The organism is Actinomadura meridiana, from assembly GCF_039537545.1.
GTDB lineage: Bacteria > Actinomycetota > Actinomycetes > Streptosporangiales > Streptosporangiaceae > Spirillospora > Spirillospora meridiana.
The window spans coordinates 107603-125742 of the sequence record NZ_BAABAS010000003.1; the positions used below are offsets into that span (position 1 = coordinate 107603).

An 18140-nucleotide genomic window follows, 5' to 3' on the forward strand; every position below is an offset into this window, starting at 1 on the left:
TCAGCAGGTCAGCAGGGCCCGAACCATCGGGCGAGGGCGTCGGTCAGGCCGTCCGGGCCCGACCCGGCCGCCGCCACCCAGGCGGCGTGGCCGTCTGGGCGGACGAGCACGGCGTCGGCGGCGGCGAGCGGATCGCCCGCGCCGACCGGATGGATCGCCGCCGAGACGACGTCGACCCGGTCGGACCAGGGCGTGGCGGCGGCGCCGACGGCGTCGTCGCCCGCCAGGTCGAGGACGACGCCGCGTCCGGCGTGCAGGCATTCGAAGATCGAGGTCCGGTTCGTTCCGGGGGGTGTGGGGGGTCGTCCCCCCACAGGAGAGCGGCCCGGCTCGGTGAACGCGCCGACCAGCTTGCGGTCCGGGACACGGCGGCCGAGCAGCGGATGGTCGCCGGGCCCGACGTCGTAGCGGATGTCCAGCCCGGTCACCATGCCGACGAGGTGCCGCCGGACCGCCTCGTACTCCAGCAGTTCGGCGAAGACGTCCCGCACCGGCTCCATGTCGTCGCCGCCGAGGTAGAGCAGCCGCTGGGCGAGGGTGTTGGCGACGACGCGGGCGCCGACCGGGTGCCGTTCGGCGTGGTAGGTGTCGAGCAGCCCGGGCGGGGCGTGCCCGTGGATCTCGGCGGCGAGCTTCCAGCCGAGGTTCACCGCGTCCTGGACGCCGCCGCTCATCCCCTGCGCGCCGATCGGCATGTGGACGTGGGCGGCGTCGCCCGCGACCAGCAACCGGCCCCGCCGGTACTCGGCGGCGAGGCGGCTGGAGTCGGTGAACGAGCTGACCCACAGCGGTTTCCCGTCGTGGACGTCCTCGCCGGTGAGCCGTTCCCAGGCGGCGGCCACCTCGGGGAACGACGGGGCCGTCCGGTCGGCGCGCGGCTCGGCGGCCCGCTCGTACACCACGACGCGGTTCACGTCCGGGCCGAGCGGCAGGACCATGACCATCCCGCCGGGCACCCGCTCGCCGGAGAACCGGGGACGCAGCCGGGGGCCCGCGACGTCGGCGAGCCACATCTCGATGACGGGTTCGGTGCCCGGGAAGTCGATCCCGGCGCACGCGCGGACGGTGCTGCGCGCGCCGTCGCAGCCCACCACGTACTTGGCGCGCAGGCGACGCGGGCCGTCGGGGGTGGCGAGGTCCAGCTCGACTCCGGCGTCGCCCGCGTCCAGCCCGGTCAGCTCGTGGCGGCGCCGCACCTCGGCGCCGAGCCCGGTCGCCCAGTCGGCGAGGATGGCCGCGGTGCGCGACTGGGGAATTCCCCGCGCGCCGTAGGAGCCGCCCTCCAGCACTCGATAGTCGATGGACAGGCCACCGAAATGGCCGATCGGAATCGTCTGCAACTCGCCGAAGCGGGGCAACAGTCCGCGCTGGTCGAATTCCTCGATCGTCCGGGCGGAGAAGCCGAGGGCGCGGGACTCGCGCATCGGTTCGGCCAACCGTTCGACGACGATGGTGGACACGCCTGCCAAACGTAATTCTCCGGCGAGCATGAGCCCGGTCGGCCCCGCTCCGACGACGATGACGTCCGCATCAAGATCGCGCATTTCACCGTTCCCTCTGTCCGACTCACGACGGCGTCAGGACGGGCTCTTCGGCGAGAAGGCCGCTCACCGCGGTGATCAGTTCCACCAGTCTCGGCAAACCGACCAGAGCCCGACTTTTTACTGCTTTGCGCTTTTCTTGGTACGACACGGAAGCTCATCCTTGCAAGGGTCCACATCATGCGAGGGTCTTCGGGCACGCTTATTCGCGGGACGCCGAGGGCGCCGAGGGTGAGGGGGTGAGATGTCCCGGATGAGAGAACCGTCCCGAAGATCGGGCGCCGATGATCGACATATCACGGGTGTTCAACTGCGCCATCCCCGCAGTCGCGCAGGGGCGATCCGGGCAGAAACACGGAGCGTCCGCCACCAAGGTGAATACTTTTCACCTCGGGGCGCACGGTGCGGGCCGCTCAGAGAATGTCACAATGAGCGACTTTTCGCGAGCACACCGTCCACGCACACCGGGCATGTTCGGCACGGCCTATTCGGCACGGCATATTCAGCACGGCCGAAATGCGCGGCCCCGATTCGCTATCGGGGAATCGAGGTGACCACACCGAGTCGGCGCAACCGCGCGGGCTCGGCGAACACATGAATTCTCGCGATCCTCCTCTCCCGCACCGTAAAACCAAGAACCGAGAACGGAATTCCATGCGGCGCCACGACGACGCCCACGTCCCCATTGACGAGCACCGGGTGCGCGAACTGGGCGAAACTCGCGAAGCCCAGCGCCCGCCGCGCCACGTCCTCCGCGCCGCACAGCTTCATCGGCCCGCCCCGCGACACGGCGTTCGGATCGTGGTCGGCGTACAGCACGACGTCAGGATCGAGCACGCCGAGCAGGGCATCGAAATCACCGTCGCGGGCGGCGGCGAAGAAGGCGTCCACGACCTCACGGCGGCGGGACAGCTCCGGGTCGGGCCGCGCGCCGCCCGGCGGGGCCACCGCCTCACCCGAGGCGACCTGGCCCCTCCCCTGTCGGGGGACGGGCCCCCACTCCCCCGGAGACAGCCTGGACTCCTGGATCCGGCGGCGTGCGCGGCTGGCGAGTTGCCGGGCCGCGCCCGGGGTGCGTCCGATGATGGTGGAGATCTCGTCGTACGGCACGCCGAACATGTCGTGCAGCACGTAGGCGAGGCGTTCGGCCGGGGTGAGCGCGTGGAGCACGACCATCAGGGCGAGCCCGACGGAGTCGGCCATCAGCGCCTCCTCCTCGGGGGTGCCGCCGTCCACCCCCGTCACGATCGGCTCGGGGACGGCGAGGCCGATCGGCTCCTCGCCCCTCGTCCGGCGCCTGCGCAGCATGTCCAGGCACACCCGCGCGACGACGGTCGTCAGCCATCCGCCCAGGTTGTCGACGGCCTCGGTGTCCGTGCGGCTGAGCCTGAACCAGGCCTCCTGCACGGCGTCCTCGGCCTCACTGACCGACCCGAGAATGCCGTAGGCCACCGTCCGCAGATGGGGCCGGTGGGTCTCGAACCGATGGGCAAGCCGTTCGCTCTGGTCCACGGTCACATTCCTCGGTCGCGGGACGTCACATCTATGACGTACCGAAGACGCGTGATGTGACAGCGGCCAACGACTCACGACATCCGGAGGTAGTCAGCCATGACCCCTGACGGGACGGGCGTTTCCGCCCCGTACTCACGGCGGTGGATCGCGCTGTGCGTGCTCCTGGTCGCCGGTTTCATGGACCTGCTCGACGTGACCATCGTCAACGTCACCATCCCCACCATCCTCGAAGACCTCGACGCCGAGTACGCGAAGGTCGAATGGGTCATCGCGGGGTACGTCCTCGGCTTCGCCGCGCTCCTCATCACCGGCGGACGGCTCGGCGACACCTACGGGCGCAAACGCATGTTCCAGGTGGGCGTCACCGGGTTCACCGTGGCCTCGCTGCTCTGCGGCGTCGCCCCGAACATCGACTTCCTGATCGGCGCCCGGTTCTTCCAGGGCGCCATGTCGGGCCTGATGGTCCCGCAGATCCTGTCGATCATGCACGCCACGTTCCCGACCGAGGAGCGGGGCAAGGTGCTCGGCATCTGGGGCGGCGTCCTCGGGTCGGCGTCCGCCGCCGGGCTCGTCGCGGGCGGGCTGCTCCTGGAGTGGAACCCGGGCGGCCTCGATTGGCGCTCCATCTTCCTGGTCAACGTGCCGATCGGCATCGCGGCGCTGATCGTGGCGTGGGCGACCGTCCCGGAGTCGAAGTCGCCGTCCGCGCCGAAGCTCGACCTGGTCGGGGTGCTGCTGAGCGTCACGGGCATCCTCATGCTCGTCTACCCGCTGATGGAGGGGCGCGCCCTCGGCTGGCCCGCCTGGTCGTTCGCGCTGATGGGCGGGGCCGCCGCCGTCCTGGCCGCGTTCGTGCTGTACGAGCGCTGGCACGGCCGGACGAAGGGGTCACCGGTGATCGTGCTCAGCCTGTTCCGGGCGCGCGCCTTCACCGCCGGGATGTCGGTGTGGCTCCTGTTCTGGACGGTGCTCGGCGGCTTCTTCTTCGTGTGGACCCTCTACATGCAGGTCGGCCTCGGCTGGACGCCGCTGCACGCGGGGCTCACGTCCCTCGCCTTCGCCTTCGGCGGAGCCACCGGCGCGGGCCTGTCGGTCCAGGTCTTCACGCCCCGGTTCGGACGCCGCGTCCTGCTCACCGGCGCGCTCCTGAACGCCATCGGGTTCGCCACCTACGCCTGGGTCATCGCCGACCGCGAGCTCACCATCCACTCGTGGCAGATGCTGGTGCCCCTGGCCGTCTCCGGCTTCGGGTTCGGGCTGGTCGTCGCGCCGATGGTCGACGCCATCCTCACCGGGGTGCCCCGGCGGGACGCGGGGTCGGCGTCCGGCGTGCTGAACACCATCCAGCAGGTCGGGATGGCCCTCGGCGTCGCGCTGTCCGGCGTCCTGTTCTTCGGCTGGATCGACGACAACGCCGACCACGGCGTGGACGAGACCGTCCCCGCCCTGCGTCGCGACCTCACCGCCGAGGGGCTGCCACCCGCCGCGCAGGAACGCGTCGTGGCCCAGTTCCGCACGTGTGTGCGCGACCGGTCCGGGGCATCCGACCCGACGGCGGTGCCCGCGAGCTGCCGGACGGGCAGCCCGAGCGGCGACCGGCGGCTGGCCGAGCTGCTGACCAGCACGGGCGAGCAGGCCAACGGGCACAACTTCGCCCGCGGGTTCGCCATCACCGTCGGCTACGGCGCGGGCATGATGCTCGTCGTGTTCGCGGGGCTGTTCGCGATCCCCCGGCGGATCGAGACGCGCGACCTGGACGCCGAGATCGCGCCGTCCGGGGACCCGGTGTCCAGCGGCTCCGCGCCAACTCCCCGGGACTAGCGCGACTTGGCCGTGTCAGTGCGGGCCGGTGGCGGGCCGCACCACCAGGGCGCTGCCGCCGTGCCTGCGCACCGGTTCCGCCACCGCCTGGACCCTGCCGCCACCCAGCAGTTCCAGACCGGTGGCGGCGCCGATCACCGCCGCCGGGCCGTGCTCCAGGAACAGCTGGACGGTGTGCCCGCGCTCCTTCAACGCGGCGCCGTACTGGTCGATGAACTCCTGTTCGGCGTAGGTGACGGGCGTGTTCCGCTGGGTGGCGCGGGGCGCGGCCACCGCGGCGGGCAGGTCCATGCCGAGGTCGAGCCGGTTCATCAGGATCTGCAATACCGTCGTCGGGATCGTCGAGCCGCCCGGCGACCCGAGCGCGAGCACCGGACGACCGTGCCGCACCACCAGGGTCGGCGCCATGCTGCTGCGGGGCCGCTTCCCTCCGGCGGGCAGGTTCGGGTCGGGCGACCCGTCCGCGGGCGGCGCGGGGCTGAAGTCGGTCAGCTCGTTGTTCAGCAGGAACCCCCGTCCCGGAACGGTCAGGGCGCTGCCGCCGACCTGCTCGATCGTGACGGTGTAGACCGCGACGTTGCCGTGCTTGTCGGAGACCACGAGGTTGGTCGTCTGCGGCCCCTCGTAGGTCGTCGGGGTCCCGGGCCTCCGGGACGGCTCGCACTTCTGGTAGTCGCCGTCCGGGGAGCCCGGCGGCACCGGCGACGAGGCCGCGCGCGCCGGGTCGACGAGGCAGGCCCGCTCCTTGGCGAACCCGGTGGACAGCAACTCGCGGACCGGCACGTCCGTGTACGCGGGATCGCCGACGTACCGTCCACGGTCGGCGAAGGCGAGGCGTGACGCTTCGAGATACGAGTGCGTCGCCTGGACGGGGTCGGCGCGCGGCACCGGCACGTTCTCCATGATGTTGAGCGCCTCGCCCACCGTCGTAGCACCGGACGAGGGCGGCGCCATCCCGTACACCCGCGCACCCCGATAGGTGACGTGCGCGGGGTCGCGGCTCAGCGCCCGGTAACGCGCCAGGTCGTCCGTCCCCATCAGCCCGGGCCGGACGACGCGCTTGGACGCGGGGTCGACCGGCGGCCGCCGCACCGTGTCCACGATTTCGCGGGCGGGCCGTCCACGATAGAACCACCCGACGCCGTTCTGCGCCAGCGCCCGGTAGGTCGCGGCGAGTTCGGGGTTGCGGAACGTCGAGCCGACCACGGGCAGCTCACCACCGGGCAGGAACAGCTTGCGGGTCGGGACGATGTCGCGGAAGCGGTCGGCGTTCGCCTGCGTCTGGTCGCGGAACTCCTGGTCGACGGTGAAGCCGCGCTCGGCGACGTCGATCGCGGGCCGCAGCAGTTCGGGCAGCGGGCGGGTGCCGAACTCGCGCAGCATCCGGTCCCATTGGGCGGGGGTGCCGGGGACCCCGACGGACAGGCCGCTGGTCACCGCCTCGGGGAAGGGCAGCGGACGGCCTGTCGCGGGGTCGACGAACGCCTTCTCGCCCATCGTCCGTGGCGCCGTCTCCCGCCCGTCGTAGGTGTGCACGCGGTGGGACTTGGCGTCGTAGTAGAGGAGGAAACCGCCTCCGCCGAGGCCCGCCACGTACGGTTCGGTGACGCCGAGTGTCGCGGACGCGGCGACAGCGGCGTCCATCGCGTTGCCGCCGCGTTCGAGCACGCCGATCGCGGTGCGGCTCGCGTCGAGATCGACCGTCGAGGCGGCCCCGCCGTAGCCGACGGCCGTCGGCTCCGCCCGGGGACCCAGGGCGATGACAGGTTGGGCGTATCCCGGCGTGGCGGCGGCGAATGGTGTGGCGAGCGACGCGACGAGGGTCAGGGCGACCGCCCCGGCGCCCCACGGCAGCAGCCGGGCGGCGCCGCGGGGGGACGATAAGCACTTCAACATGATCACGCTCATCATTCGGTTCGCTGGCGGAGTCTCTCGGCGAGCGTGGTCCACGCGGTGGCGCAGCTCAGCGCCAGATCGGCGATGACCGGCGCGCAGTGGTCCGGGAGGTTGCGGCACAACCCCTCCAGGCCCTCGACGTCCACGGTGTAGCGGTGCAGGCATCGCAGGGTCTGCCGTCCGGTCTCGCTGAACCGCAGGGACGGATCGTTCCGCAGCCGGGCCAGCACCTCGTGCCGGTCGACCGGGAGGTCGGCGTGCCGGGGTCGCTGCGCGCCCGGGGAGCGGCGCGACGGCTCGTCGATGACCGGCTGCGGCTCCTGCGCGGACGCGGTCCGCCGCTCGGCGCCCAGGTCGGATCTCGGCACCGGCGGGTCGGGACGCCCCGCGGCCGAGTGCGTCTCGTCGCCGGTGGGCGGGCGGAGCTCGTCGCCGAACGACGGCACCGGCGCGGACCCTGCCGGGGACGAGGACAGGGACGAGGACAGGGACGCGGCGGACGGCCCGGGCCCGTCCGGACCGTTCCGGTACCGCTCGGGTACGGGATCCTCGCCGCGTCCGACCCGCTGCCGCACGTCGCGCACCGTCGCGAGGGAGAGCCCGGTGGCGCGGGCGATCGCGCGCAGCCCCGCGTCGGGCTCGTCGCTGATCATCGCGGCCGCCCGGCGACGTTTGGCGGCGCTGTCGAGCGGGCGGAGCCGGCCGTCCCGGCCCAGCCTGGCGGCGGGCTGCGCCGCCCCCTGGCCGGTGCGGTCCCGGAGCCGCGCGATGGTCTTGTCCGACAGACCGGTCGCCGCCGCCACCGCCCGGTCCGACCACTGCGGATGTGCGGCGATGATCCGTCCCGCGGCCGCCATCCGGTCCGGCTGGGACAGTGGTAACCCGTGGGCTACATTTGCCTTGACGGCAAGGACAAAAGCGACATTCAGATCACAGTCCAGTAGCCGTGCCTCGATGGTCTCCGCGTCATTCAATATCGCCGCCTGCACGCGATGAACTCCGTCGATCACGCGCATGGTCGGCTGGTGCACCATTATCGGCGGAAGTCCGCCACCCAATTCGGCCAGCAGCCGGACATGATCCCAATTCTCCCCGCCCAGCCGCGGCGAGTCGGTGATGACCAGCGCGTCCACCGGAACCCTCGCGATCGGATGTGAATTGATCCAGTAGGGCGACAGGACCGAATCGTCCGCATCGGCCGAGGGATCCGGCGAATAAACTCTGGCAGTTTCCTGATCGGCGAGGTCGGACATGCAGCGCCTCCTTTGCCCCTCGACTTCAAGGAGGAGTTGGCCCCCATACGGCACAGCGAACAAGGGGGACGGAAGCGTGTCAAGGACCCGCCGAACATCATTAATGAGGCGGCGCGCGGCGAACGAGGTTCGGTGCGCGCGCCCCCGCCGACCATCTGCGCCGACGCCCCGGGCACCCGGACGGAACCCGGCGCGCGCGATTCGGCCGTGATCCCGCATGATCACGCACGTGATCATCTCCCCGCCCGCCCGGCGGCCCGGCGGAACCCGCTCCCATGAAGATCAACAATGCGTCCCGATCGCCCCCCGAATTCGGACAGCCCTCAATAAGGCCGACAGTTTTCCTCTTTCACCGCACTGGCCGGTTAAGGTCATCAGCGCGGGAATGCTTGACGGTGACGGAATCCAGGAAGGCGTCGGCGAAAACGTCGACGATCTCGCCGGGGGTGGACTCCGCGGCCCCGAACACCGGCTCCAGCGTCGGACGGAGCAGCATGTGCGCCGTGATGGGCCCGACGAGTAGTTGGGCGAGGATCGGCAGCGGGAGCGGCTTGAACCGGCCCGTCCCGACCTGCTCGGAGAGCCACGTGCCGACGCTGCCGATCAGCACCGGCAGGGCCGTCCGGCTCCAGACGTCACGCCCCGGCCCGGACGGACGGGCCAGGACGTCCGCCAGGATCGCCGAGAACACCCCCCGCTCCTGGAAGAACCCCTCGACGAACGTGCGCAGGATGGCCCGCACCGTTTCCTCGGGGGTGCCGGGAGGGTCGGTCAGCAGGCTCCCCAGATCGTCCAGTGGCAGGTACCGCTGGAACACGGCGGTCAGCAGCCCGTCGCGGCCCTGGAAGATCGCGTGCAGGCTGGGCAGCGAGCACCCGGCCTCCGCCGCGACGGCCTCCAGGGTCACCGCCGCGAGCCCGTGTTCGCCGATCAGCGCGGCGGCGGCGGCGACGGCGCGGTCGCGGACGGGGAGCCCGCCCGGATCGACCCCCGCCGCGCGGACCGCGTCGTCGAGCGTCCGCCTCGTCCCCCGGAGCCGCCGCACGAGCGTGCTCCGCGACACGCCGGCGGCCTCGGCGAGCGCCGAGAGCGGCACGTCGGCGACGTCCACCCCGCGCTCCCCGGCCACCCGGATCGCGGTCCTCACCAGGTCATCAGGTACGTCCATGTCCTCCTCCATGTCCTCCTCGACGTCCTCCTCCACCGAAGCCGTTGAACACCACTATAGGATTGGTATAGCGTGATTCCATCAGGCGACCAATTATCGATGACGCTCCCGGCCGTCTCCGCATCGGACGGCGCACCGGGTCCACCACCGTGGAACGGAGGCTCACCCTATGTGGGCAATGATCGTTAAGGAGTTCCTCGAACTCCGCAGGGACCATCGCACGATGGCGATGATCATCGTGTTGCCGCTGGTGTTGCTGGTGGTCTTCGGGTACGCCGCCAGCTTCAACGTCGAGGACGTCTCCACCCACGTCGTCGGTCCGCGCGCCCAGCAGGTCGCCGCGCAGCTGCACGAGCCGCTCAAGGTCGACAAGATCGACCCGGCGGGGACCGCGGCGACGGCCCACGAGACGCTCCGCAAGAGCGACGCCGACGTCGTCGTCTCGACGACCGCGTCCGGCCCGAGCACCGTCTACATCGACGGGTCGGAGCTGTTCATGGCCAAGGCCGCGGCGGCCGCGGCCGCCGAGAGCGGCGGGCAGCTCAAGCCGGACGTGCTCTACAACCCCGACCTCAAGACCTCCTGGGTGATGGTCCCGGCGCTCATCGGCATGATCCTCACCTTCATCGGGACGATCATCACCAGCATCGGGCTGGTGCGCGAGCGGCAGGCGGGCACGCTGGAGCAGCTCGCGGTGATGCCGTTCCGGCCGTCCGACGTCATCGCCGGGAAGATCGCGCCCTACTTCGTGCTGGCGGCGATCGACATGGTCATCGTCGCGGTGGTCGGCTCCCTGCTGTTCGGGGTGCCGTTCAACGGCTCGCTCCTCATCTTCGCGGTCGGCGGCGCGGTGTTCCTGTTCACGGTGCTGGGCATCGGCGTGCTGATCTCGACGGTGTCGCAGAACCAGGGCCAGGCCACCCAGCTCGCGCTGATGACGATGCTGCCGCAGATCCTGCTGTCCGGAATGATCTTCCCGCTGGAGTCGATGGCCGTCGGCGTCCGCTGGATCGGCTACCTGCTGCCGCTGACCTACTTCATCAAGATCGCCAGCGGGACGATGCTGAAGGACGCGCCGTTCGAGTCGCTCTGGATGCCGCTGGCCGTGCTCACCGGCATGGCGGTGTTCGTGTTCAGCGCCGCCGTCCTGCGCTTCCGCCGCGACCTGGCGCCCAAGCAGCCGTCGACCAAGTCCGAGCCGCCGTCCGGGCCCGAGCGCAGCGAGCCGCTGGTGGGCGCGCGATGAGCCAGCGCGAGGACTGGGGCGCCTTCGGCGTGACGGTCGCCTACGGCCGCAAGCTCGCCCTCGACGAGGTGACGCTGGAGGTCCCGGCGGGGCAGGTCGCCGCCGTCGTCGGCGGCGACGGCGCGGGCAAGACCACGCTACTGCGCTGCCTCACCGGGGCCGTCCGGCCGCGCTCGGGCCGCATCGTCGCGCCGTCCCGCAAGGAGATCGGGTTCATGCCCGCCGCCACCGGCGTCTGGCGCGACCTGACCGTCGCGCAGAACATGGAGTTCGTGGCCTCCGCCCACCGCATCCGCGGCAAGGAGTTCCGGCAGCGCCGCGACCTGCTGCTGGAGGCCGCCGGGCTCGCGCACCTGCTGAACCGGCAGGCGGGCCACCTGTCCGGCGGGATGCTGCACAAGCTCGCGTTCTCGTGCGCCATGCTGCACAGGCCGCGCATGCTGGTGCTGGACGAGCCGAGCACCGGTGTCGACCCGGTCAGCCGCATCGACCTGTGGCGGCTGATCAGCCAGACCGCCGTGGAGGGCACCGCGGTCGCGCTGGCCACCACCTATCTGGACGAGGCCGAACGCTGCGCCACGGTGCTGGTGCTCGACGACGGCCGCGCCCTCCAGTCCGGCACGCCCGACCAGGTCATCAACGGCGTGCCCGGCACGATCACGGTCGTCCGCCGCCCACCCGACCCGGCGCTGGCCTGGCGGCGCGGACGCATCTTCCACGCCTGGCATCCCGGGCCGGTGCGGCCGGGCGAGGAGCAGGTGTCCCCCGACATGGAGGACGCCGTGGTGGCCGCGGCGCTGCACGCCCGCGTCGCGGGCTCCGGCAACGGATCCGCTCCCGAATCCGGCCACGACGAGGAGGCACACCAGTGAGTGAACCGCTCGCCCACGCCGACCGGGTCACCCGCCGCTTCGGCGACTTCACCGCCGTCGACAACGTGACGATGACCGTCGGAGCCGGGGAGATCGTCGGGCTGCTCGGCGCCAACGGCGCTGGCAAGACCACCCTGATCCGGATGCTGCTCGGCCTCGTCGTCCCGACCTCGGGCGCGGTCCGGTTGTTCGGGCGCCCGCCGTCGCGCGAGACGCGCGTCCGGCTCGGCTACGTCCCGCAGGGTCTCGGCCTGTACACCGACCTCACGTCCATGGAGAACCTCGACTTCGTGGCCCACGCCTTCGACCGCAAGGGGCGACCGGCCAAGTCGGACGTGACGCCGGAGGCGGGCGGCCAGCTCGTCGCCGACATCGGGCTCGGGTTGCAGCGCCGGTTGGCCTTCGAGGCGGCGCTCGGGCACGAGCCCGGGCTGCTGATCCTCGACGAGCCGACGTCCGGCGTCGACCCCCTGTCGCGGACCCGGCTGTGGGACACCATCCACGTCCAGGCCGAGAAGGGCGTCGGCGTGCTGGTGACCACGCACTACATGCAGGAGGCGCAGCAGTGCGACCGGCTGGTGCTGATGTCGCACGGCCGTCAAGTCGCCGCGGGCACCGACACCGACATCATCGGCGCCACCATCGCGGTCGAGGTCGATCCCGAGGCCGACTGGTCGCGCGCGTTCGCCGCGCTCGACTCGGCCGGGCTGCCGGTCACCCTCGCCGGGCGGCTCGTCCGCGTCGCGGGCACCCCGCCGGATCGGGTCGCCGAGGTGCTGCGCGAGGCGGGCGTCGAGGCCGGGGTCCGGCAGGTGCCCGCCACCCTGGAAGAAAAGATGATCATCATCGAGCGCTCGGCCGACACGGCCGAGCCCACCCCCGTGGCCCCGGCGAACGCGGCCTCGGCGAACACAGCGTCCTCGTGAACCGACCGGGTACCCGGCCCTTCGGCCGGGCGCCCGGGAGGGAGCGGACTCATGCCGATACCCAGGTTCGTCGCGCGGGCCAACCGCGCGGCGACCAACAAGCTCACCATGCCGTTCGCGGGGCGCCTGCCCGGGTTCGGGATCGTGCTGCACCGGGGGCGCCGATCAGGGCGCCCCCACCGAACGCCGATCAACATCTTCCGGGAGCCCGGCGGGCACGGGTATGTCGCCGCCCTCACCTACGGAACCGGCACCGACTGGTTGAAGAACGTCATCGCGGCCGGTGGCTGCGATCTCGTGGTGCGGGGTGAGCGCGTGCATGTCACCGACCCGCGGATCGTCCATGATCCGGCCCGCACGGCCGTCCCGGCGCCCGTCCGGCCACTGCTCGGCCTGGCCGGGGTCAACGACTTCCTCCACCTGTCCGCGGAGCGCCGCTGACGCCCGGAGCGCCGCTGACGCCCCCTGCCCGCGCGAGGCGGGTGGTCAGGCGCCGTGCCAGGAGCGCCAGAGCGCGGCGTAGGGGCCCTCCGCGGCGATCAGTTCGTCGTGGGTGCCGAGTTCGGTGATGCGGCCGTCCTCCACGACCGCGACGCGGTCGGCGTCGTGGGCGGTGTGCAGGCGGTGCGCGATCGCCACGACGGTGCGGCCGTCCAGGACGGCGGCGAGCGAGCGTTCCAGCCGCCGTGCCGCGCGCGGGTCGAGCAGCGACGTCGCCTCGTCCAGGACGAGCGTGTGCGGGTCGGCGAGCACGAGCCGCGCCAGCGCGACTTGCTGCGCCTGCGCGGGCGACAGCGACTCGCCGCCGGAGCCGACGACGGTCGCGAGCCCCGGGCCGTCCCAGTCGACCGCAGCGAGCACCCGTTCGATGTCCGCGTCGGACGCCCCCGGCCGCGCCATCACGAGGTTCTCGCGCAGCGTCCCCCGGAACACGTGGTGCTCCTGGGTGACGAGGGCGACGTGTCCGCGCAACACGTCCAAGGGCAGCTCAACGAGGGGTACGCCGTCCTCCCCCTCTGAGGAGAATTCGTCCTTTGTTCTGCTTGAGGTGTTTTTGCCGTTGGTGTCGTCCGGGACGGTGTCTTGGGGAAGGTGGTCTCCCAGGGTGATCGTGCCGGTGCGTGGGGCGTCTATCCCGGCCAGGAGGCGGCCCAGGGTCGACTTGCCCGCGCCGCTCGGGCCGACCATGGCCAAGCGTTCGCCTGGGCGCAGGTCGAGGCTGACGCCGTGCAGGACGTCCTTGCCGGGACGGTAGGCGTAGCGGACATCGCGGGCGGTGAGGCGTTCTCCCTCCGGACGGCGCCCGTTCGCGGTCCGGTCCGGCGGGATGTTCCCGACGCCGAGCAGCCGGGCCAGCGACGCGCCGCCGAGCTGGAGCTCGTCCAGCCAGGACAGCAGCGCGTCGACCGGCGCGATGAGCTGCTGCGCGTACAGGGTCGCGGCCGTCACCTGCGCGAGCGAGGCCATGTCGTGGATGTAGAGGAGGCCGCCGACCAGCAGGGTCGTCGCGACGGGCAGCACGAAGCCCAGTTCCGCGACCGGGAACAGCACCGTGCGCAGCCCCAGCGTGTACCGCTCGGCCCCGTAGGAGTTGGCGATGTCGGCGTCGCCGCGCGCGTGCCGCCGGTCGGCGACGCCGAGGGCGTCGACGGTCCTGGCGCCCTGCACGGTCTCGGTCAGGCCGTCCGCGATCCGTGACCACGACTCGTTCTCGCGCAGGTAGCCGCCGTGCGCGCGTGGCAGGTACCAGCGCATCACCGCCCACAGCATGGGGACGGCGACCAGCGCGGCCAGGGCGATGAGCGGGCCGTTGAGCAGCAGCGCGCCGACGGTGAACGCCCCGACGACGATCGCGATGAGCGTCTCCGGCATGGCGTACCGGACGGACGTGCCGAGCGTGTCCACGTCCCGGGACGCGCGGGTGACGAGGTCGCCGGTGCCCGCCCGTTCCACCCTGGACAGCGGGAGCGCCAGCACGCGGTCGACGAACTCCTCCCGCAGCTCGGCCAGCACGCGCTCGCCCAGCTTCGCGGACGCGAGGTAGGCGAACCTGATCAGCACGCCCTGCACGATCACGAAGGCGGCGATGGCGAGGCCGAACGTGTCGATGTCGGCGTGGCCGTCGCGGACGTCCTCGACGAGCGCGCCGAGCAGCCGGGGCGTGACCAGGCCGGTCACGGCGGCCAGCGCGTGCAGGGTCAGCACCCCGGCGAGGTCGCGTGGGTGCCGTACGACGAGGCGCCGCGCGTACGCGCGCACCTGCGCGGGCGTCGCGACCGGCAGTATCTCGGCGCTCATCGTCTGACCCCTTCGGCTGGTTCGCCTGTTCCTGCTACTTCGCCTGCTTCGCCCCTGGTCACGGTGGCGGCGTAGCGCGGCTCCGTCTCCAGGAGGTCGCGGTGCGCGCCTTCCGCGGCGACGCGCCCGTCCTGGACGAAGACCACATGGTCGGCGCGGTCCAACATGAGCGGGCTCGTCGTGCACACCACGGTGGTGCGTCCCGCGCGCGCTGGGCGGAGCCTGTCGGCGATGCGCGCTTCGGTGTGCGCGTCGACCGCACTGGTGGGCTCCACCAGGATGAGGATGTCCGGATCGGCCGCGAGGGCTCGGGCAAGGCGGAGACGTTGCTGCTGCCCGCCGGAGAACTCCCGTCCGGCCTCGGCCACGTGCCCGTCCAGTCCGGATGACTCGACGATGTCCTCGGCGCTCGCGGCGTGGATCGCCGCCGTGAGAACCGTGATGTCACCGTCCGGTGACAGTGATTCGGCCAGGGGTCCGGCGAACAGGCGGTCTTCGTTGACGGCCACGAGGATTCGTTTTCGGATGTCCGCGACGTCCTGGAGCGGAACGCCGCCGAAGTCGACCTCCCCGGGCGTGTACCGGCCGAGCCGGTCGGCGATCGCCTGCGCGTCGCGCGGATCGGCCGCGGCGACCGCGGTGAGCCTGCCCGGCCGCACGACCAGCCCGGACGCGATGTCGACGAGGTCGGAGTCCGCCGCCGGGCGGGCGGTCCCCGTGTCGGGCAGCTCGGGGTCGAGGCTCAGCAGCGCGGTGACCCGTCCCGCGGCCACCAGGCCCTTGGTGATCTTCCCGGCGGCCTCGCCGAGGGTCTTCAGCGGGATGATCAGGAAGACCGCGTAGCCATAGAACGCGACCAGCTCGCCAACGCCGATCGTGCCGTTCGCGGCGAACCGGGCGCCGACCCAGGTGACCAGCGCGATCAGCAGTCCGGGGAGCAGCACCTCGGCGCCGCTCAGCCGCGTCTCGGCGCGCGCGGCCGCGACCCCGGCGGCGCGCACCCGCTGCGACTCGGCCCGGTAGCGGCCCGAGAACAGCGGCTCGCCGCCGATGCCGCGCAGCACCCGCAGGCCCGCGACGACGTCGGTGGCGTGCGTGCTCAGCTCGCCGACGAGCTCACGGTGCGCCAGCTCCCGGTCGCGGTAGGGCCGCAGCAGCGGCGCCGCGATGGCGAGGATCAGCGGGACGCCCACCAGCACGATCAGGCCGAGCGGCGGCGACGCCGACAGCAGGATGCCCGCGACGACGACGATGGAGACCACGGCGCCCGACCCGCGGGCGATGATGTCCAGGGTGTCGCCGATGTGCGCGACGTCCGACAGGCCGATGCTGACGACCTCGCCCGCGCTGAGCCGCTTCGGCAGCGTCCCGCCGAGGCGGGTGGACTGCCGGGTGACGAGCTGGACCGTCCGGTACGCGCTCGCGAGCCAGTTGTAGACCGCGAACCGGTGCCGCCAGGTGCCGGTCACGGCCTGGAGGACGCCGAGACCGACCAGCACCCCGCTCCAGGCGAGCAGGGTGCCCTCGTCCCTGGCGGCGACCCCGTCGCCGATGGCGCGGCCGATCGCGGCGGGGATCAGCGCCTGGCTGACCATCCAGACCACGCCGAGCGCGGCGCCGCCCGCGATGGTGCGCCATTCGGCGCGCAGCAGCCACAGCAGGTAGCGTCCCGGTGATCGCCGGTAGGAGCCGAAGGGGCTGAGGGAGGGGCCGGAGGTCGTCGGTCCCCCGTCGACGGCGTGGTCGGGGCCACAAGGATCCTTCTCGGGCAGCGACTTCACGGACGAAGGTTATGCAGCCGATCACCCCAACTTCGACTGGTTTTTCCGCAGTGACGTCCCGGTTGCGGACTGTCCACAACCGCCTCTGCGGACGTGTTCCGGGGGTGCGGACGCAGGTAAGGTCGCGCTAAGGTCGGATCGACGGAGCACCGCTCCTTCGCTCCTTGAGCCGGGACCTCGGCGGCTAGGCCAACGCCGCCCCCCGGCGCGGCCCGTAGTCCCGCTCCCCTGCGGCCGTAGGAATACGGCGGGACGCCCGGGTCGTTGCCAAGTGAATGCTTCTCGTCCTCGGGGAGGCCCGAACGACCAGGTCTCTTGGACGGTCCGGACGAAAAGGATTCAGCCGTCGCACGCCCGACTTCGGAAGCCCTTGTGAGCACCATCAGTCATCAGACGCACTCGTACACGCCTGGGTCGGAGGACAGGATCGACCTGCTCCTCATCGACGACGACCCCGCGGACGTCCGCGGCGTCGAGAAGATGCTCGCCGAGAGCGGCATGGACGCCGGGATCACGGTCGCGGGCGATCTCGCCTCCGCCAGGCGGACGCTGCCGCGCCGCACCCAGTGCATCCTCGTCGACCTGTCCACGCCTGGCATCGACCGGCTTGAGGGCCTCCGGCAGGTTCTCGCGCTGTCGGAGTCGGCGGCCGTCGTCGTCCTGACCGGGCTCGACGACGCGCACCTCGGCGTGCAGGCCGTCGCCGCCGGCGCCGAGGACTACCTGGTGAAACAGGAGGTCGACGCGCCGCTTCTGGCACGCGCCATCCGCTACGCCATAGAGCGCAAGCGCTCGGAGGAGACCGAGCGGCGGCTGGTCGAGGCGCGCATCCTCGGCCGCGAGAACGCCCGGCTGGAGCGCGGGCTGCTGCCCGTCCCGCTGATCGACGACCCGACGCTGCGGCACCACACCCGCTACCGGCCGGGACGGCGGCGCGCGCTGCTCGGCGGCGACTTCTACGACACCGTGCAGACCGAGGGCGGCGCCGTCCATCTGATGATCGGCGACGTGGCGGGGCACGGCCCGGACGAGGCGGCCCTCGGCGTCCAGCTCCGGATGGCGTGGCGGACGCTCGTCCTCGCCGGGCACACCGGCGACCAGCTCCTCGGCACGCTCGACACCGTCCTCGGCCACGAGCGGCGCAGCGAGGAGATCTTCACCACACTCTGCATGATCACGATCGCGCCGTCGCGGCGGACCGCGCGGATGCATCTGGCCGGTCATCCCGCGCCGCTGCTGTTCCGCGAGCGGCCCGGCGACGGGCTGACCGGGACGGGCGCCTTCGAGGTGGCGGCGCTGCCGGAGTACGCGCACGGGCCCGCGCTCGGCCTGGTGCCGGGCGCGGAGTGGCCGACCACGGAGATCGACCTCGGCGAGTCGTGGAGCCTGATGCTCTACACCGACGGGCTGATCGAGGGCCGGGTGGGCGCGGGCTCCGACCGGCTCGGCACCGACGGCCTGGTCGAGCTGGCGGGGGTGGCGCGCGGCCGGGGCGTCACCGGACGGTCCCTGATCGACGAGCTGGTCGGCGAGGTCGAGCGGCTCAACGGCGACGCGCTGACCGACGACCTGGCGGTGCTGCTGTTGTCCCGCGTCCAGGCGGGCAACCCTGTCTGACCCCGGCCTGGCCCCGGCCTGAGCCGGGGCTTGATCCTGGGCTGACCTCGGGCTTCGCCCCGTGAACGTCACGCGGGTCACTCGCCACACGGGTCCCCGGACATCCTGTGAGGTCACTCACCTGCCTGTTTGTCGTAGAACGCGTCCGATGCCCGTTCTTCTCGGTTCATAGCCTGCGGCTATCGCATCGAGTGCTCTGATGACTT

Annotated in this window: 14 protein-coding genes; 6 read left to right on the forward strand and 8 right to left on the reverse strand. The window is 72.0% G+C overall.

What is annotated here, in order from left to right; translation table 11 throughout:
- Positions 1-8: 8 nt before the first annotated feature.
- From ABD808_RS02050 to ABD808_RS02060, 3 genes are all read right to left on the reverse strand, one after another.
- On the reverse strand, positions 9-1544 hold the full coding sequence (locus tag ABD808_RS02050; RefSeq protein WP_344888655.1) for an FAD-dependent monooxygenase: 1536 nt from the start codon (positions 1542-1544) through the stop codon (positions 9-11).
- A gap of 22 nt (positions 1545-1566) precedes the next feature.
- Positions 1567-1692 carry a hypothetical protein gene (locus tag ABD808_RS02055; RefSeq protein WP_344888658.1) on the reverse strand — a complete coding sequence of 42 codons (126 nt, stop codon included), beginning with the start codon at positions 1690-1692 and terminating at the stop codon, positions 1567-1569.
- Between the two features lie 383 nt (positions 1693-2075).
- A complete protein-coding gene (locus tag ABD808_RS02060) occupies positions 2076-3053 on the reverse strand; it encodes a sigma-70 family RNA polymerase sigma factor (protein WP_344888661.1) in 978 nt (325 codons plus the stop codon).
- 99 nt (positions 3054-3152) lie between these two features.
- Here ABD808_RS02060 and ABD808_RS02065 point away from each other — a divergent pair, with 99 nt between their 5' ends.
- On the forward strand, positions 3153-4877 hold the full coding sequence (locus tag ABD808_RS02065) for an MFS transporter (RefSeq protein ID WP_344888665.1): 1725 nt from the start codon (positions 3153-3155) through the stop codon (positions 4875-4877).
- Between the two features lie 15 nt (positions 4878-4892).
- Here ABD808_RS02065 and ggt read toward each other — a convergent pair whose 3' ends face one another.
- The 3 genes from ggt to ABD808_RS02080 form a co-directional block, all read right to left on the reverse strand.
- Positions 4893-6773 (reverse strand): gamma-glutamyltransferase, encoded by a 1881-nt coding sequence (gene ggt, locus ABD808_RS02070; protein ID WP_344888670.1) that lies wholly within the window; start codon positions 6771-6773, stop codon positions 4893-4895.
- A gap of 11 nt (positions 6774-6784) precedes the next feature.
- Entirely contained in the window at positions 6785-8026 is a 1242-nt protein-coding gene (locus ABD808_RS02075) for a ParB/RepB/Spo0J family partition protein (RefSeq protein WP_344888673.1), read from the reverse strand.
- Positions 8027-8375: 349 nt separating this feature from the next.
- Complete coding sequence (locus tag ABD808_RS02080; RefSeq protein WP_344888676.1) at positions 8376-9230, reverse strand: TetR/AcrR family transcriptional regulator; 855 nt, start codon at positions 9228-9230, stop codon at positions 8376-8378.
- A 142-nt stretch (positions 9231-9372) separates the two neighbouring features.
- On the opposite strand from ABD808_RS02080, the gene ABD808_RS02085 reads away from it, so the two are divergent.
- The 4 genes from ABD808_RS02085 to ABD808_RS02100 are packed head-to-tail and all read left to right on the forward strand — an operon-like array spanning position 9373 to position 12679.
- Positions 9373-10440, forward strand: coding sequence for an ABC transporter permease (locus tag ABD808_RS02085; RefSeq protein ID WP_344888681.1), 1068 nt, complete (start codon positions 9373-9375; stop codon positions 10438-10440).
- Complete coding sequence (locus tag ABD808_RS02090; RefSeq protein WP_344888684.1) at positions 10437-11312, forward strand: ABC transporter ATP-binding protein; 876 nt, start codon at positions 10437-10439, stop codon at positions 11310-11312. The genes ABD808_RS02085 and ABD808_RS02090 overlap by 4 nt, the downstream gene beginning before the upstream one ends.
- Entirely contained in the window at positions 11309-12238 is a 930-nt protein-coding gene (locus tag ABD808_RS02095; protein WP_344888689.1) for an ABC transporter ATP-binding protein, read from the forward strand. The genes ABD808_RS02090 and ABD808_RS02095 overlap by 4 nt, the downstream gene beginning before the upstream one ends.
- A gap of 51 nt (positions 12239-12289) precedes the next feature.
- Positions 12290-12679, forward strand: a complete 390-nt coding sequence (locus ABD808_RS02100; RefSeq protein ID WP_344888692.1) for a nitroreductase family deazaflavin-dependent oxidoreductase — start codon at positions 12290-12292, stop codon at positions 12677-12679.
- 45 nt (positions 12680-12724) lie between these two features.
- On the opposite strand, the gene ABD808_RS02105 is transcribed toward ABD808_RS02100, so the two are convergent.
- Both ABD808_RS02105 and ABD808_RS02110 read right to left on the reverse strand, forming a co-directional pair.
- On the reverse strand, positions 12725-14536 hold the full coding sequence (locus ABD808_RS02105) for an ABC transporter ATP-binding protein (RefSeq protein ID WP_344888695.1): 1812 nt from the start codon (positions 14534-14536) through the stop codon (positions 12725-12727).
- The gene (locus ABD808_RS02110) at positions 14533-16317 is read right to left on the reverse strand and encodes an ABC transporter transmembrane domain-containing protein (protein ID WP_344888698.1); all 1785 of its coding nucleotides are present in this window, start codon (positions 16315-16317) and stop codon (positions 14533-14535) included. The genes ABD808_RS02105 and ABD808_RS02110 overlap by 4 nt, the downstream gene beginning before the upstream one ends.
- Before the next feature lie 372 nt (positions 16318-16689).
- Between ABD808_RS02110 and ABD808_RS02115 the strand changes: the two genes are divergently transcribed.
- A complete protein-coding gene (locus ABD808_RS02115) occupies positions 16690-17934 on the forward strand; it encodes a PP2C family protein-serine/threonine phosphatase (RefSeq protein ID WP_344888701.1) in 1245 nt (414 codons plus the stop codon).
- The last annotated feature ends 206 nt before the right edge of the window (positions 17935-18140 follow it).